Raw genomic sequence first — 16,564 nt, 5'->3', positions numbered from 1 at the left:
GCAATGAAACGTCTATTTGCACTGTTCCCAATTACTATTTCCGGCATCCTGGGTGCCTTCTTGCTATGGGGACTGAATCCCGATCGCGATCCGAACGAAATCCCGTCTGTTTTGATCTCGCAGCCGGTGCCTGAGTTCGACTTGCCGCCGGTTGATGGGCTGGATACCCACGGGCTGTCCAGCACCGATCTTGTGGAAAATGACGGGTCAGCTCCGATCGTGGTCAACGTGTTTGCGTCCTGGTGCGTGCCTTGCCGGGCCGAACATGCGGTGCTGACGCGTATGGTACGCGATGAGGGCATTCGCCTGATGGGCATCAACTACAAAGACAAGCCGCAGGACGCGCGGAAATGGCTCGACGATCTGGGCAACCCTTATGAGCGCATCGGTTCCGACCTGGACGGCCGAGCCGGGATCGAATGGGGGATTTCCGGCGTGCCGGAGACCTTTGTGATTGATGGCGCGGGCAAGGTCGTATTCCGCTTTGTCGGCCCGGTGCTGGGCGACGAGGCAATTTCAAAGATGCGCACCGCGCTGGATCAGGCGCGGGCGGCCGGAGGAGAGGCCTCATGATACGTCGCATTGTAATTACCGCAGTCACTTTGGCGACGCTGGTGTCGCAGTCGGCATTCGCGGTTGAGCCCGACGAGATACTTGCAGATCCGGTTTTGGAAGAGCGGGCCCGGGCGATTTCAAAACAGGTGCGCTGCGTGGTGTGCCAGAACCAAGACATCGACAGTTCTAACGCTGGCGTGGCGCGCGACCTTCGTCTGCTTGTGCGCGAACGGCTGGTGGCAGGCGACACGGACCAGCAGGTTTTGGACTTTCTGGTTGCGCGTTATGGCGACTATGTTCTGTTCAACCCGCCATGGAAGCCATCAACTTACATTCTGTGGGTTGCGCCTTTCGTCATCCTGGGGCTGGGTGGTATCGCGACTGCAGCGGTATTGACCCAAAATGCGCGCCGATATCGGAAGTCGCGAAAACAAGAGACGGAACGCGGCGCGAGCGAAGAACGGAATCCCGAAAACCATTCACTCACGGAGCCGCACGCATGATCTGGATTATCTTTTCATTCATGGCCGTGGCGGTGTTTCTGACGCTCGCCCTCTCCGGTATGGGGCGCAAGACCTCGGATTTGTCGAGACGAGAAAGCGCCTCTGCCATCTTTTCCGACCAGATCGGCGAAGTAGAGAAGGACCTGGAACGAGGAATTATCTCGGCCGAAGAAGCCAAGGCCGCCAGAGCCGAGATAGAACGTCGCCTGAAAGCGATTGACCGGCAATCGGACGACAAAGCGATGATGGGCCATTCCGGGCGTGCACTGATTCTACTTGCCGCGCTGGCAGTTCCTGCGCTCGGAGCCGGTCTTTATTGGCAACTGGGTAATCCCGACATCCCCAGCCAGCCATTTGCCCAACGCGAGGGGGAGCAGGCCGAAGCCCGTGAAATCGCCGACCTTGCCGTGCGCCTGAAGTCGCGGCTCGAGGCGGATGAAACCGGCGGGCCAACCGAGGGATGGGTGTTGTTGGCTCAGACCTATATGCGTATGGGACGTTTTGGAGATGCCGCAGATGCGTTCGAGGGGTTGCTGGACCGACCCAATGCGAATTCAGCGCTGGTGTCGCAATATGGCGAGGCGTTGGTCTATGCCGATGACGGTGTCGTTACGCCCAAGGCTGATCGGGCGTTTGAACGAGCCTTGGAACTGGACCCATCGAACCCAGCAGCGACATTCTACAAAGCCATTGGTCTGGAGCAGGCTGGATCGCCTGATAAGGCCTATGATCTACTGAAGACGCGGATCGACGCCGAAGAGGAGTTCCGGCCATGGATGGAGAGTTTTGTGGCCCAGCTTAACCGCATCGCCCCGTCGATCGGACGGGCGCCGGTGGATCTGGCGGCTTTTGCCCCTTCCATGCCCGGCCCAACTGCCGATCAGGTGGCGACGGCCGAGGAGATGTCCGACGAAGATCGGCAGACCTTCATCCGCTCGATGGTCGAACGGCTGGCGAGCCGGATGCAGGAAAACCCAGGCGATCTGGACGGCTGGATGCGGCTGGGCAACGCCTATTCGGTGCTGGGCGAGAGCGACGGCGCCCGGAACGCCTATGGCAGGGCAAGGGATCTGGCGGATGACCTGCCGCAGGAGGATCCGCGCAAGGTGGCAATCGACCGGGCATTGCTGGAACTGGGGGGTTGATTCCCGCAGCCCGGCGTGGATCGGGCCGGCGCCGACTTCGCGCTGATGCCCAGTGAGCCATCTGGAAAATTCCGGTTTAGGCTATCACATGCCGATCTTTAGGAGGTTGAGACCATGAAAGTTGAAACGTTTTCTGATCTAATTGTCTGGACGCGGGAAATGCATCATTGGCTCGCTGAATGTTTGGCCCACTGTTCGACACAGTCCGAGCAGGAGCTGGTCAGGATGTTGCTTACCTACCTCGCCGACCATGAGGCTGCTTTGGAGAAAATCGTCGATGGCTTCGTGAAACGAGCCGATCCCAAAGCGCTCAACACGTGGGTATATGACTATTTGGGCCATGAGCCGATCGACCCACATCGCACCTGCGACAGACCGTTCGCACAGATGAGCGTCGATGAGATCTGCGAAGCGGTCTTCGATCTTCACAATCAGGTGATCGATTTATATCGGTATTTGCAAGGGCGGGCCGAAATACCCGAGGCACGCGAACTCCTTCAGGCGCTACTGGATATGGAAGAGCACGAGACCATGCGTTTGGCGCAGCAGAGCAATCGCATCCGGGATATGTGAACTCCGGGGTCAGGATCCGCTTTCCACAGCTCCGCCCGCAATCGGCGCGGCCTGTTCCATCGCGTCGAGAATGGCGTTCGTGGTCAAGATCTCTGGCAGGGCGATGCCTTCGGGGGCCGACGGGCCGTAGACGATGTTGAAGGGGATCCCGAACCGGCCATTGTCCTCAAGGAACCGGGCGATCACATCGTCGGGGCGGGTCCAGTCGGCCTGCATCGGAATTGCTTTGTCCGATTGCAGTGTTGCCAGAACCTCGCCGCGTTCCAGCACCAGCGCTTTGTTGGCCTTGCAGGTCAGACACCAGTCGGCTGTGACATCGACGAAAACCACCTCGCCGCGCGACACAAGGCGCGCGATTTCGGAGCGGCTGAAGGTAATCCAGGGGATCTCTCCGGCTGGCTCAAGCAGCTTGGACCGGTCTTTGCCGGCAATCGCAACCGGTGCAGCAAACGCTGCGGTCAGCGTCAGCAACAGGGCTGTCCAGCGCAGAACGGGTGGCATCATCGTACTTTTCCAGATCAACAGGACCAGCACAGTTGCAGCCAGCACGGTAGCAGTTGCAGCAGTGTCTCCGGCCACCCCGACCATCACCCAGACCAACCAGCCGATCGTGGTCAGCAGTGCCGCCGACAGGGCCCATTTTAATCCCACCATCCAACGCCCCGGTTTAGGCAGAGCGGCGGTGAGTTTCGGGTGTACTGCAACCAGCAAGTAAGGAATGGCCAGCCCGACCCCCATTGCGGTGAAGATCGCCACGATATCCTCCGGTCGGCCGGTCAAGGCAAAGGCCACCGCCGTGCCGAGGAAGGGGGCCGAGCAGGGCGTCGCCAGAACTGCTGAAAAAGTTCCGGTCAGGAAATCCCCGACCAGCGACACGCGGCCCTTTTCGACATGGGCCAGCCGGGTGTTCAGCGACTGCGGCAGCGTGATCTCGAACAGGCCCGCGAGGCTGGCTGCAAAAACCGCCAGCACCACGATCATCACCGCAAGGAAAAGCGGATTCTGGAACTGGATGCCCCAGCCGACGGAATAGCCCAGCGACCGCGCCGCAATGGTGATAGCCGCCAACAGCCACATGAATGTCAGGATTCCGGCTGCCGAAGCCAGGAACCCGGCGCGAATCTGAGCCGCAGAGCGGTCGCGAGCCTTTACCGCCGAGGAAAGCTTGATCGAAAGCACTGGCAGTACGCAGGGCATGACATTCAGAATCAACCCGCCGCCCACCGCCAGCAAAATGATCCAGACCAGCGCGCTGGCTGAAGTTTCGGCGGCCGCGATCTCATATGGTGGCGGGGTAGGGGGAGAGTCGGTACGGGGCGAAAACTCGGCCACGCGGTTGGTGTCGGTAACCGTGACGGACAAGGAGGGGGGGTCCTGTGCCAGAGCGAGGACCGGGAACTGCACCCATAGCTGACGCCTGTCGCCAGCGAGCCGGATGTCGGGTGCACCAAACGCGGTATCACGTCCCATGTCGGGAAAGACATCAGGCGCATCAAAGGGCAGGTCGCTGGTGAAATTCAGCGTCAGCATCTCGGACACGGTATCCAGGGTCGCGGCATCGGACTTCATTCCGCCTGTGTTTCCCGTGGTTGGCACCCGCGACAGAAAGGCATTTATAAGCCGGGCCGAGTCCTGATCCCGACCCGTTCCCTGAGTCAGCGACAAGTCCAGCGAAAACTCGACCGGCACACAGATATCGGAACAGATCAGCGTTGTCACAGCGGCCTTCAAGTCAACTGGCGCTCCGGGGTTCTCGAGTGTGACGGTCAGCGGAAAGACCACTTCGTCCTTGTACCCGAAATTCTCGATCCCGAAGGCGCGAAAACGGATCGGCGCGGGCCAGTGAAACTGTACGTCGCTGACGTTTTGCGAGCCGTTCCAAGTGATCTTGGGCGGAATTCCCACCTCACCAGGCGACTTCCAGTAGGTTTTCCAATCTTCGCCCAGTTTCAGATGCAGTCCTGCAGTGATCGTCTTGACGTCAGGCGCGATCCCGTCCTGCGCGGTAATTATGTGTGCGACCAGGGGCTCTGATTCATACGCTTGGGATGTAGCTGCAAGGCTTGTCCCGGCGGAAGTCTGGCCAAAGATTAACCCCAAGATCATAATACATAAATTTAGGAGTGTTCTTGCCATTGCGCGTTGCCATCGGTTGTTTTGCACCCGTTTCTGCCAGATTCCAGCGCTGGAGGGTCAACGAGCCGGAATGTCACATCCCCACGATCAGCTCACGAAACCTTCGCGCCCGTCTTCGCAGATGAAATAGGCCCCGCCATTCGCGCCCTCCCACTGAACCCGGCAACCTTGGGGCAGTGCGTATTCAGGCTGCGGCGGTTGCAACGGGCATAGTTTAGGGCGTGGTGCGCAAGCCGCCAGCGAAAGAGCGGCCAGCGACATGGCGGCCAACCTTGAGCACCAAAGCTTCATGATTGAAGATTATTGCCGGTGTACTGCGTTCGGTCCGACCGCGGCGTCTGTTGCCTTTGGTCCTTCCGATTCAGATTTGTTCGAATGACAGGATTTTCCCATCGCCTTGTGCATAAAGAAATGGGCTCCGAGGCACAGGATCAACGGTGCGAAAAGACCCAAGGAGTCAGAAAGCCCGCCAGCCGTCCCGCCGGCGATGAAGTAGAGAACGATCGGCGTTATCATGGCAATGCAACATACCATCATGCCCCATTTCAGGATCTTGCCGCCGCTAACCGGTGCTGACACCTGCGGCGCGTCTGCAATCTGTTTTTCTTTCACATTCAACTCCAAATTTCGGATTGGAGACCTCTGCTAACGCCTTCCCACGATGGAAGGTCAAGCTGATTTGGCGGGAAGCGAATTTGAAGCTGTCAAACCAGTTCTGCAATTCCCAGGGCGCTACTCGATACATAGACGCGGTCCGAACCTGGAAGATTTCAGGGGATATGACACAGCAGGCATTGTCGACCCGAGGCTTGGTGAAGGTTCAGGTTAAACACGAAGCTGCCTAGGTCACTTTATGCCTTGAAAACTCGCGGGTGGATCGTGGCGGTATCGAACGAACAATTAAATGGACAAATCTTCCCCCGTCGCGGATTGTCTAATCCCCTGAGTACTAACTCCAGGCAACAGGAGCGCTATAAATGCTGACCAGACGACATTTTGTTGCAAGTTCGCTTGCCATTTTCTCTCAGCCGGTTCTTGGAGTGACGTCGGCGGCTGCCTCGCAATGGTCGGAGTGGGATGCGCAAGTAACGCCAGCCAATTTTGATCCCGCAACATCCAATCCCTGGGGGTTACACCCACGTTTCCTGCCTCAGCGTGTGCAAACCAATCGACCACTTATTCCGGGTGACATTCATGTCGACGCGGTGGCACGATATCTGTATTTCATCGAAGACGGTGGCACAGCAATGCGTTACGGCGTAGCCATTGCCCGAGGCAATCTTTACGAGCCCGGTGTCTACACAATCAAGCGAAAGGCCAAATGGCCGCGTTGGACTCCTACAGCCGAAATGATTGAGCGCGACCCTGATGAATATGCGCAATTCGCAGATGGTGTGCCCGGTGGGCCGACAAACCCATTGGGATCAAGGGCGTTTTATCTATTCGAAGGTGGTCGCGACACATACCTGCGAATTCACGGAACGCCTTATCCAAGATCTATCGGAGGTCGCGCAAGTTCTGGCTGCGTAAGGATGGCGATGCCACATATCATCGGGCTTTATGATCGTGTCAGGCCAGGGTCCACGGCTCATCTCTACCCTCCCGAGCGCCTTCTGACCGCGACCAGCTGATAGGCGCTTGTCAGGCGCGCGTACAGATTGGGCGCCCTTCAATAGTCCTGAGTGGCAGGTAGGTTGTTTCAACCGGCCCCACGTAGCGATACCAATAGCAACCGTCCTCAGGCATGATTTTAACGGCGTTCAGGTCCTGGCCCGGAGCAGCAATCTGGGCAACGGCGTCAGGAACTCGGGAAAGCGTTCCGGGCTCGCTTTCTGCAGATATCGACGTTGTTTCGGTGCAGGCGCTGACGAGCATAAGTGCGGCCAGTGCTTGGAAAGCTTTCTTGAAGCACATGGTGTTTAGTCCACTGTGTTTGTCATTTGTAGTACCTGATACCCTCGCATCGACGGGTGATCACATCAATTCACCAAGAACTAAGCAATTGTTAGCGTTGCTTTTTTGTGCTCGGCTGATTCAAAAAAGTCAGGTTTTGCTTATAGCATCCTGGAATTACGTCCAAGAAAATTGCTTTTCCACAATGACTTGATGATTTGGGTCCGCCTTTTAAGGAAATATCCCTGCGACAACGGCAACGACAATTCAGACGAGGCATCCCATATGAAATGTCATTTGCCTGTTGACCTTCCAGCGCAGGAACCGGGCATACGAGTTATTTGAGTCGGAAAAAGAATAAACTTTGGGATGGCAGGCATGAAAACGAACAGTGATAGAAAGGCTGTTACGCGACGCGGAGTGATTGCCGCGTTTGCTGCGACAACCCTTTTTCCAGCACCGGCGGTTTGGGCCCAATCAACGACAACTGAGGGGACGCGCCGGAATGTTTCCTCATTCCGCGTTGCTAAATGGCAGGATCACTTTGATACGCTTAAGAATGGTGTGATCCTGTCCGATACACAGTCCAAGGTCCTGCAATATTGGTCAGAAGACGAGAGCGTCTATCGGATGTATCCAACCAGCGTGCCGCTGACGGAAGACCTTACAAGGCTGGGCTACACCACAGTAACTCGCAAGGTTGAGGGGCCATCTTGGCGACCGACACCAGCAATGAAAAAGCGCAACCCTGCTTGGCCCGACTATGTGGGCCCGGGTCCGGAGAATCCTCTGGGGACACATGCACTTTATTTGAGCTGGCAATACTACCGGATCCACGGCACTAACGACACACGCAAGATCGGAAGAAAATCCTCCAATGGCTGCATCGGCTTATACAACGATCAGATTGCGGAATTGTTCGAGCTGGCGGCTGTAGGCACGCAGGTAAAACTGATCTGACCTTGGTCAATGCGATTTTTCTGAGCGGGCCCAAAAGTCAGAAACTGACAATCATGTGAAGAACAGAGATGGATAAACTTACACTCTTGATAGGCGGAGTAGTGATCGCAGGCGCCGCCGCGTTCGTCTACAACTTAAATCAGCAACCAACAGGTCACTCGATGACGCCGCCCGATACGTCAGCACTGGAGCAAGGAGACCCAATCGAAAACGTCAACCTGCCAGAGCAACTGAGCGAATTTGCGGCCGTCGGCAAAGTGGCATTCGACGCCAAATGCTCGGCGTGCCATGGCGCGAATGCAACAGGTCTGGAAGGCCTTGCACCACCTTTGGTGCATAAAATCTATGAGCCAGGCCACCATTCGGACGAGTCATTTTATGTGGCAGTCCAGAATGGAGTTCGGGCACACCATTGGAAGTTCGGCAATATGCCGCCGGTCGATGGCTTGACCCGTGCGGATGTGAAGGGCATCGTTGCGTATATCAGAGAGCTGCAGCAGGAAAACGGGATTTTCTGAAGGTGACGAGCCGAATGGGCAGTGCAATTCGTTACATCATACTGTCAATGGTGCTGACCATTGGCGGGCTGCTTGTGACGGCCGATTCTGCTCATGCACATGGCAATGGTTCACAGCACGTGATTGACCAAACGGACTCCGCGGACGTTGAGCATGTCAAGCAGGGTCATCCCGGACATTGTCATGGCGGAACGATTTGCAACGCTGTTGGTCTATTTTCGATGGGTCCACCACCGCCTGGCCCCCAAGATACTGAACAAAGATACTCGATCCCTCGAGCCCAATACCGGGTTCTCGGTATCGCGGCGTTTGACCCACCACCGCCGCGTGTCCTGATCTGACCAGTCGAATTGCGCTCAACCTGGGCGCGTCGAAGCAGACGACAAGGACAAAACAATGAACATTCTAAAAATGACCACAGGCGTTGCCCTGATTTCTCTGTTCGCAGCCGCCGCCCTGGCGCATGGTGGCGCAACCGGCATCGTCAAAGAACGCATGGATGGTATGTCCGCGATGAAGGACAGCATGAAGATCCTTACGCCGATGATGCAGGGGAAAACGCCCTACAATGCGCAAACGGTACGAAGCGAGGCCAAGAAAATCGGGCGTCACGCTGGCGAGAGCATGACAAAGCTGTTTCCAGAGGGATCTGATGGCAAACCCTCGGAGGCCAAATCGGAGATCTGGCAGGATTGGGGTTCATTTGCAGAGTTAGCCAGACAGTTGGAAACCTACTCTGAAGGCCTTGCGCTTGCGGCGGACAACGGGTTGATGATGTCCGGGTCGGGCCATGGTTCGGGCATGATGGGCGGCGCATCCATGATGGGTGGCGGTTCTATGATGGGTGCCGGAATGATGGGCGGCAGTTCAAACCAGGCACAACTTTCTGAAATGCCGGCAGATGGTGTGTTCATGATGCTGAGCCAGACATGCTCGGCATGTCACACGCAATTTCGGTCGGAATAGGAATGCGTCATGAGACCGATATTCCGATTGGGCCTTGCTGCCGCCCTAACGGCGTCAGCGGGACTTGTTGCCGTGATGGCTTGGCCGATTGGCCAGCCCTTACAAGCTCTCGACATTCAGGGTGACGTTAACCGCGGGGCGTATCTGGCAAGGGCAAGTGGCTGTATCGCTTGCCACACAGATTTTGCCAAAGGGGGCGCGCCCTTGGCCGGTGGGGTGGAGTTGGATACCCCGTTCGGCACGCTCTATTCACCGAACCTGACCACAGATCCTGACCACGGGATCGGTGACTGGACAATCGAGGATTTTGCCCGCGCGGTGCGTCAGGGCGTGTCGCCTGATGGTGAACCCTATTACCCAGCCTTTCCTTATCCGTTCTATGCCAACTTCACGGATCAGGAAATCGCCGATCTCTGGGCAGCCTGGCAAACGGTTCCACCGGTAGCGGAACCGTCAAAAGAGCAGGAAATGGCGTTCCCCTTCAATCAGAGATGGGGCCTGAAGCTGTGGCGCGCGGCTTTTCTGGAACCACCCCGCACTGATCCCGTGCCGGGCAATGACGAAGTGTGGAACCGGGGTCGGCTACTGGTCGAAGGTGCCACGCATTGTGCGGCCTGCCACACCGGGAGGAACCTGGCTGGCGCAAGAAATTCGGACACGGAACACTTCAAAGGAAGTGACTCCCTGCCGGGCGGTGACAAGGCACCGGCCATCGACTTTGAGACCCTGCAAAAGCGTGGTTGGACGGTAGATGATTTGGCCTACGCGTTGCGCACCGGCGTCATGCCTGATGGCGATGTCTTCGGCGGCGCCATGGGAGAGGTCGTAAACTATAGCACCAGCTTTCTGACAGACGAAGACCGGAAGGCAATGGCGACTTATCTGCTAGATGTGCACGACGGGGGGTAATCGAGTGAGAGATCAAATTTTCTTTGGAGGGAAGTCCTCATGAAGCTCAATCGCAGGCAATTCGTTGCAGGCACGTCGGCACTAATCGCAATGCCGACTATCGGGAGGGCGGCTACCGCCCCCCGAATAATCGAGGCGCGTTCAGGGTTGGCACGTGTTGCCCCCGACAACTATCCGGAGACCGAGATATGGGGATATGATGGCGGTGTTCCGGGCCCTGAAATTCGTGCCCGGCAAGGCGAAACGGTTCGCCGGACACTCCTGAACTCGCTACCTCAGCCTACAGCAATCCATTGGCACGGATTGCGGGTTCCAAACAATATGGACGGGGTGCCGGGCCTTACGCAGGAGGCTGTACCAACCGGCGGCGAATTTCAGTATGACTTGCCTCTGAAGGACGCGGGGACCTTCTGGTATCACTCTCACAACCAGTCAACGGAACAAGTGGCCAGGGGCCTTTACGGCGCGTTCATCGTCGACGAAACGGACCCGCCGGACACGGACCATGACATCACGATCCTTCTGGATGACTGGCGGTTGTCTAAGGACGCTCAAATAGTTGATGATTTTGGTGCAATGCATGATTGGACCCATGCAGGTCGGATGGGAAACTACGTTCACGCGCGCATATCGCCAATGACCGAAGTTTTGACGAACCAGCGATTGCGAATTCGAATGGTCAACGTGGCAACTGATCGGATCATGTATGTGTCAGTAGGTGGCGCAAACGGGAAACTGGTCGCTTATGATGGCATGCCTGTAAGGCAGCCAGAAGATTTCGAAACACTTGTTTTCGGACCTGCACAGCGAGCAGACTTGATCGTCGACGTCACAGCGGAATCGAACGAAGCCGTTCAAATAACTCTTCACGAACGCGATGAATCATTTGTTATCGCTGAGATCCCGGTTTCGGGAAGCGGTACATCTGCCAGCCGCGGTGAGATTGAAGCTCTGCCACCCAACCCTGTTTCTTTTCTTGAAGATGTTTCTGACGCCTTAAAGGTTCCATTGGTGATGGAAGGCGGGGCGATGGGCGGACTGCGTCAAGGTACTTACAACGGCCAAGTCATGAGCGCTAATGAGTTGGTTCAGGAAGGACAGATCTGGACATTCAACGGAGTCGCAGGGTTACCCGAAGACCCGCTCGCTTCCGTTTCGCGTGGCGACATAGTCCGTATTCAGATGCAGAACGACACTGTCTTTGCGCACGCCATGCACTTGCACGGGACGCACTTTCAGGAAGTTCTGCCGAACGGCAGCCTGGGGCCGCTGCGGGACACAATCCTGGTTGACCGGATGGAAACGCGGGAGATTGCGTTCGTTGCGGATAACCCGGGGGACTGGCTGTTTCATTGCCACATGCTGTCGCATCAGGCCGCTGGTATGAAGACCTGGCTGAGCGTGGCGTGATGAACAAGAGCGCGGCGAATTGGCTGTCACTGGCTGCTGTGGTGATCATTGTCGCGGTCGCTGGCTGGGGCTTGGGTGGGCGTGCGCAGAACAGTTCATCGGCGGATTCGGCACGTGGTGCAGTTTTGTATGCCGAAAACTGCGCGTCATGCCACGGGGCAGATTTGGAGGGTCAACCAGATTGGCAGACACCTGATCCAGATGGCGTCTTGCGGGCTCCCCCGCATGACCGAACAGGGCACACCTGGCATCACGGCGACAAGCTGTTGTTCGATTATACAAAGCTTGGCGGGGACCAAACACTAAAACAGATGGGCGTCTCTGATGTCAAAAGCGGTATGCCAGGTTTCGAGGACACTCTGTCGGATCAGGAAATCTGGGACATCCTTGCCTTCATCAAGGAGAGTTGGCCGGATCGGGAACGCAAGCTGCAAGAGCAGCGCACCGAGGCAGAACAAACGGAAGGAAACTGATGTGAAACGAATACTTGCAGGCTTAATCGCCATCGCCATGTCGATTGGCGTTCCTATGGCACGCGCCGACGAACTGTCTGACTCCGATGTGAAACGGCTGGCTCTGGAAGCCATTTTGGAAAACCCTGAGATCATCATGCAGGCGATTCAACTGCTTCAACAGCGCGAGAATCAGGCAAAAGCCGAAGCAATTGGAAGCGTCTTGGAAAATCAGCGTGAATTGCTGGAACAGGATCCGAATGCGCCTGTCATCGGAAACCCGAAAGGCGATGTAACCGTGGTCGAGTTTTTTGACTACAACTGCCCGTATTGCAAACGCGCTGCCCCGGTTGTGAAGAACGTAATCGCAGGCGATTCCGATGTACGAGTTGTCTATCGAGAATGGCCCATACTCGGAGAAGGTTCCGACTTCGCGGCACGCGCCGCGCTTGCCTCACGCAATCAGGGAAAATATGAAGAATTTCATTGGGCGCTTATGGCTCTGGACGGTCGTGCCACTGAGGCCAGTGTCCTGAAAGTTGTCCGTGAACTCGGCCTGGACGAGGATCAATTGCGCGCAGATATGGAGGCGCCGGAAGTCGACGCACATATTCAGGTGTCCATGGAATTGGCCCGACAGCTTGGCTTCAGTGGCACCCCCTCGTTTGTGATTGGAGATGCTCTTGCCCCGGGGCTGATCGCCGAAGATGAAATGACCCGGCTAATCGAGGCAGTCAGAGACGCAAGATAAAACCAAGGGGCGACTGAATGTGCGCCCCTAAGTTTCTCATGCGACCGTGGCTTCGTATCCCTCGGACTTCAGAGCAGCAAGGATATGATCAAGTGGATTGGCGCTTAAGACACGTACCCTGCGGTTTTCCATGTCAAAGTCCAACTGTGCGGAGGAATCCACCGTGGCAACGGCTTTTTCGATAGCTGACTTGCAGTGCCCGCAGCTCATATCCGGGATATTTAGGGTCGTCATGGATGTTTGCTCCTGTTTTCCGTTGTCCCGGCTAAAGTATTCCAGCACAGGAAGGTCAAGTCGTGAAAATTGGATCGCCAAAATTAGCGGAAAAGAAAGTCAACCCCATCCCTTGACCTTCCACTTGCTGGAACCCTTATGTTGCCCGTCAGCAGAACATTGGTGGTGACAATATGACTGAAATTTCACGTGCAAGGTTTCAAGTTCAGGGTATGAGCTGTGCTTCTTGCGTAGGGCGCGTCGAGCGCGCGTTGAAAGATGTGCCAGGGGTAGATGCCGCTTCGGTTAATCTCGCCAGCGAAAGCGTTCAGGTCGATTTCCGCGATCCAGCCGATAAAGCGGCCATTGCTGATGCGTTAAACAGCGCCGGATATCCGGCACGGACGGAAGAGGTAACGCTGGATATTCAGAACATGTCCTGCGCATCGTGCGTGGGGCGCGTTGAACGGGCATTGCAAGCAGATGATGGCGTCTTGTCCGCGTCGGTCAATCTGGCCACCGAAAGTGCAACTGTACGTTATGCTGAGGGAGTCACAACACCCGAAGCCATCGCGGCGCTTGCGGCATCTGCTGGCTATCCGGCGAGCCTGCGATCCGCGACGCAGACCGAACCACAAGACCGCAAAGCCAAAGAGATTCGCCAATTGGCCCGGCGAACAAGCTTTGCCGCCTTGCTCGCTTTGCCGGTCTTTATCCTTGAAATGGGCTCGCATGTTATTCCGGGCATGCACCACCTGATAGCGAGCACGATCGGCATCCAGAACAGCTATTACCTGCAATTCCTTCTGACCACGATCGTTCTTTTTGGCCCTGGTTTGCAGTTCTACACCAAGGGATTCCCTTCCTTGTTCAAAGGCGCGCCGGACATGAACTCTCTGGTGGCCCTGGGCACTTCGGCGGCTTATGGGTTCTCGCTTGTTTCCACCTTTGCGCCGGGTGTTCTTCCCGCCGGCACCGCAAACGTCTACTACGAGGCCGCAGCGGTGATCGTGGTTCTCATATTGCTGGGGCGGTTCCTCGAGGCGCGCGCCAAGGGGCGAACCGGTGAAGCGATCCGAAAATTGGTCGGTCTGCAGGCAAAAACAGCGCGAGTTGAGCGCGACGGATCGGTTGTTGAGCTACCGATCGAGCAGATCGTTGTAGGGGATATTGTGCACGTTCGACCGGGCGAAAAAATCGCGGTGGATGGTGCCGTAGTGACCGGCGCGTCATATGTTGATGAAAGCATGATCACCGGCGAGCCGGTTCCTGCCGAAAAGACCGAGGGCGCAACTGTGGTCGGCGGAACAGTCAATGGCACGGGCGCATTGACGTACCGGGCTGAAAAGATCGGCGCAGACACTATGTTGGCCCAGATCATTCAAATGGTCGAACAAGCACAGGGTGCCAAGCTTCCGATTCAAGGCTTGGTTGACCGCATCACGCTGTGGTTCGTGCCTGTAGTGATCGCTGTGGCCGTAATGACTGTGCTGGTTTGGATGTTGTTCGGACCCGATCCCACGCTCAGCTTGGCGTTGGTAGCCGGGGTTGCGGTACTGATCATTGCTTGCCCCTGCGCCATGGGGTTGGCCACACCCACCTCAATCATGGTCGGCACCGGCCGCGCGGCCGAGATGGGTGTCCTTTTCCGAAAGGGCGACGCCTTGCAAATGCTGCAGGAAACCACCGTTGTTGCAGTGGACAAGACGGGGACCTTGACCGAAGGGCGTCCGGAGCTGACCGACCTTATTGTGGCCGAAGGATTGGCCGAGGATGAGGTTCTGCGCCTTGTGGCTGCCGTTGAGGTCACATCCGAACATCCGATCGCCACGGCCATCGTGCGCGCGGCTGAAACCCGTGGTCTGGAGCTTTCGAAGCCAGAAGACTTCACGTCGATCACCGGTTACGGGGTAAGCGCTTCAGTCGAAGGCCATACAATCTTGATCGGGGCTGACCGCCTGATGAGTCGCGAAGGGGTTGAAATGGGCGCGCTGTCTGATCGGGGCGCTGAACTGGCAATCAACGGAAAGACTCCACTTTATGCTGCCGTAGACGGGGTTATCGCGGCCGTAATCGCTGTGGCGGACCCAATCAAGACCACCACGCCAGACGCAATTGAAGCTTTGCACGGACTGGGGCTGAAAGTAGCGATGATTACTGGCGACAATGCCGCTACTGCCAAATCCATTGCGGCGCAGCTTGGCATCGATCATGTCGTGGCCGAGGTTCTGCCCGAGGGTAAAGTATCCGCGTTGCAGGATTTGCGTTCAAATGGCGGAAAACTGGCCTTTGTGGGTGATGGCATCAATGATGCCCCCGCTCTGGCGGCGGCTGACGTAGGAATTGCGATCGGGACAGGCACTGACATCGCCATCGAGGCGGCTGACGTCGTTTTGATGTCAGGTGACCTGACAGGCGTGGTCAACGCTTTCGATATTAGTCAGCGCACCATGCGTAACATCCGCCAAAACCTGTTCTGGGCTTTCAGCTACAACACGCTGCTCATACCGGTTGCAGCGGGGGTGCTCTATCCGTTTGGCGGCCCGTTGCTGTCGCCGGTTCTGGCTGCAGGTGCCATGGCGCTGTCCAGTGTATTTGTCCTGACCAACGCGCTGCGGTTGCGCCGGGTTAAGTCGATCAAAGTTGGGCGAGAACAGATCTCGCAGAATGAAGAGCAGGCGCTGCGATCAGCGCCTGCTGAATAGAATAGGAGAACCGCTGTGAATATCGGAGATGTAGCAGAACGTTCGGGTCTGCCTGCCAAAACCATCCGCTATTACGAGGATATCGGATTCATCAAACCCAGGCGCAGCCTGAACGGGTATCGCCATTTCGATGAAAAGGAATTGCACAAACTGGCCTTCATCGGGCGGGCCCGCTCATTGGGCTTTACCATTGAAGATTGCCGCTCGCTACTGGCGTTGTACGAGGACAAAGAGCGCGCAAGCGCGGACGTGAAGGATATCGCCAAACAGAACCTAAAAGAAATAGATGCCAAGATCGCGGACCTGAAGGCCATGCATGCTACATTGTCTCATCTGATCGACGAATGTGCTGGCGACCACCGCCCTGACTGCCCGATCCTGAAGAACCTCGGCCAAACTTAGATGCGCTCATCGTATGAACTGCCTCCGATTTTGGCAGTTTGTTACGTGTATTCGCGGGAATCCGCTTCATTTCTATGCAGCGCACCGACTCACCTGTTTTTTTCTCCGACTGGCTTGAACACACGTTACGTTCGTCCTAACTGCACGGGATGGAGTGGAAGTTTTTCTCAGTGTTGCGAATGACGTTTCTGACATGCGTCTGCTTGGCGATGACATTCGTCGGCACTGTTGTGGTCGCGAGCACTGACGTCAAAAACAGTAGCACCTCTGAGCCTCACGGCGTTGCAATGGCTGCAAAGTCATCAGACTTCAAACACGACCATAGCGGTTTGCATCCGACGACTGGCCAAATCCACACGGATAGCCACGTAAATCACAGCGGAGAATGTCATTCCGGCATCTGCTGCGTTGGTGAATATCCTACCCAAGTGAGTGTTGCTGTGTTGGCTACAGCTTTCGGGCAGCAAAACCGA

At 56.5% G+C, this 16,564-nt stretch carries 18 protein-coding genes; 15 read left to right on the top strand and 3 right to left on the bottom strand.

Annotated elements, in window-relative coordinates; genetic code table 11:
* The first annotated feature begins 3 nt into the window (after nt 1-3).
* From ACR0J2_RS18325 to ACR0J2_RS18310, 4 genes are all read left to right on the top strand, one after another.
* The gene (locus ACR0J2_RS18325; protein ID WP_171676519.1) at nt 4-573 is read left to right on the top strand and encodes a DsbE family thiol:disulfide interchange protein; all 570 of its coding nucleotides are present in this window, start codon (nt 4-6) and stop codon (nt 571-573) included.
* A complete protein-coding gene (locus tag ACR0J2_RS18320) occupies nt 570-1,058 on the top strand; it encodes a cytochrome c-type biogenesis protein (RefSeq protein ID WP_171676520.1) in 489 nt (162 codons plus the stop codon). The genes ACR0J2_RS18325 and ACR0J2_RS18320 overlap by 4 nt, the downstream gene beginning before the upstream one ends.
* On the top strand, nt 1,055-2,203 hold the full coding sequence (ccmI, locus tag ACR0J2_RS18315) for a c-type cytochrome biogenesis protein CcmI (RefSeq protein WP_171676521.1): 1,149 nt from the start codon (nt 1,055-1,057) through the stop codon (nt 2,201-2,203). Before ACR0J2_RS18320 ends, ccmI begins: the two co-directional genes overlap by 4 nt.
* A gap of 114 nt (nt 2,204-2,317) precedes the next feature.
* Complete coding sequence (locus ACR0J2_RS18310) at nt 2,318-2,776, top strand: ATPase (RefSeq protein ID WP_171676522.1); 459 nt, start codon at nt 2,318-2,320, stop codon at nt 2,774-2,776.
* Nucleotides 2,777-2,785: 9 nt separating this feature from the next.
* Here the strand turns inward: ACR0J2_RS18310 and ACR0J2_RS18305 are convergent, their stop codons facing one another.
* The gene (locus tag ACR0J2_RS18305; RefSeq protein WP_171676563.1) at nt 2,786-4,882 is read right to left on the bottom strand and encodes a cytochrome c biogenesis protein CcdA; all 2,097 of its coding nucleotides are present in this window, start codon (nt 4,880-4,882) and stop codon (nt 2,786-2,788) included.
* A gap of 330 nt (nt 4,883-5,212) precedes the next feature.
* Complete coding sequence (locus ACR0J2_RS18300) at nt 5,213-5,524, bottom strand: DUF2933 domain-containing protein (RefSeq protein ID WP_171676524.1); 312 nt, start codon at nt 5,522-5,524, stop codon at nt 5,213-5,215.
* Nucleotides 5,525-5,889: 365 nt separating this feature from the next.
* On the opposite strand from ACR0J2_RS18300, the gene ACR0J2_RS18295 reads away from it, so the two are divergent.
* The 9 genes from ACR0J2_RS18295 (at nt 5,890) to ACR0J2_RS18255 (ending at nt 12,771) form a co-directional block, all read left to right on the top strand.
* Entirely contained in the window at nt 5,890-6,543 is a 654-nt protein-coding gene (locus tag ACR0J2_RS18295) for a L,D-transpeptidase (protein ID WP_171676525.1), read from the top strand.
* 631 nt (nt 6,544-7,174) lie between these two features.
* A complete protein-coding gene (locus ACR0J2_RS18290; protein ID WP_171676527.1) occupies nt 7,175-7,765 on the top strand; it encodes a L,D-transpeptidase in 591 nt (196 codons plus the stop codon).
* Between the two features lie 68 nt (nt 7,766-7,833).
* Nucleotides 7,834-8,283 carry a c-type cytochrome gene (locus ACR0J2_RS18285; RefSeq protein ID WP_171676528.1) on the top strand — a complete coding sequence of 150 codons (450 nt, stop codon included), beginning with the start codon at nt 7,834-7,836 and terminating at the stop codon, nt 8,281-8,283.
* Between the two features lie 153 nt (nt 8,284-8,436).
* Nucleotides 8,437-8,619, top strand: a complete 183-nt coding sequence (locus ACR0J2_RS18280) for a hypothetical protein (RefSeq protein ID WP_157054267.1) — start codon at nt 8,437-8,439, stop codon at nt 8,617-8,619.
* A gap of 60 nt (nt 8,620-8,679) precedes the next feature.
* Nucleotides 8,680-9,249, top strand: coding sequence for a c-type cytochrome (locus tag ACR0J2_RS18275; protein WP_171676529.1), 570 nt, complete (start codon nt 8,680-8,682; stop codon nt 9,247-9,249).
* Nucleotides 9,250-9,258: 9 nt separating this feature from the next.
* On the top strand, nt 9,259-10,158 hold the full coding sequence (locus ACR0J2_RS18270) for a c-type cytochrome (RefSeq protein WP_171676530.1): 900 nt from the start codon (nt 9,259-9,261) through the stop codon (nt 10,156-10,158).
* Between the two features lie 39 nt (nt 10,159-10,197).
* Nucleotides 10,198-11,568 (top strand): multicopper oxidase family protein, encoded by a 1,371-nt coding sequence (locus ACR0J2_RS18265; RefSeq protein WP_171676531.1) that lies wholly within the window; start codon nt 10,198-10,200, stop codon nt 11,566-11,568.
* Nucleotides 11,568-12,041: a c-type cytochrome gene (locus ACR0J2_RS18260; protein ID WP_171676532.1), complete on the top strand. Its 474-nt coding sequence runs from the start codon at nt 11,568-11,570 to the stop codon at nt 12,039-12,041. The genes ACR0J2_RS18265 and ACR0J2_RS18260 overlap by 1 nt, the downstream gene beginning before the upstream one ends.
* Before the next feature lies 1 nt (nt 12,042).
* Entirely contained in the window at nt 12,043-12,771 is a 729-nt protein-coding gene (locus tag ACR0J2_RS18255) for a DsbA family protein (protein ID WP_480634878.1), read from the top strand.
* Between the two features lie 36 nt (nt 12,772-12,807).
* On the opposite strand, the gene ACR0J2_RS18250 is transcribed toward ACR0J2_RS18255, so the two are convergent.
* Complete coding sequence (locus ACR0J2_RS18250) at nt 12,808-13,005, bottom strand: heavy-metal-associated domain-containing protein (protein WP_152460774.1); 198 nt, start codon at nt 13,003-13,005, stop codon at nt 12,808-12,810.
* A gap of 173 nt (nt 13,006-13,178) precedes the next feature.
* Here ACR0J2_RS18250 and ACR0J2_RS18245 point away from each other — a divergent pair, with 173 nt between their 5' ends.
* Nucleotides 13,179-15,689, top strand: coding sequence for a heavy metal translocating P-type ATPase (locus ACR0J2_RS18245; protein WP_171676533.1), 2,511 nt, complete (start codon nt 13,179-13,181; stop codon nt 15,687-15,689).
* Between the two features lie 15 nt (nt 15,690-15,704).
* Nucleotides 15,705-16,091 carry a Cu(I)-responsive transcriptional regulator gene (cueR, locus tag ACR0J2_RS18240; RefSeq protein WP_152460772.1) on the top strand — a complete coding sequence of 129 codons (387 nt, stop codon included), beginning with the start codon at nt 15,705-15,707 and terminating at the stop codon, nt 16,089-16,091.
* The last annotated feature ends 473 nt before the right edge of the window (nt 16,092-16,564 follow it).

The sequence above is a fragment of the Ruegeria sp. CG4 genome (assembly GCF_056537185.1).
This window is presented reverse-complemented; position numbering and strand designations above follow the sequence as displayed.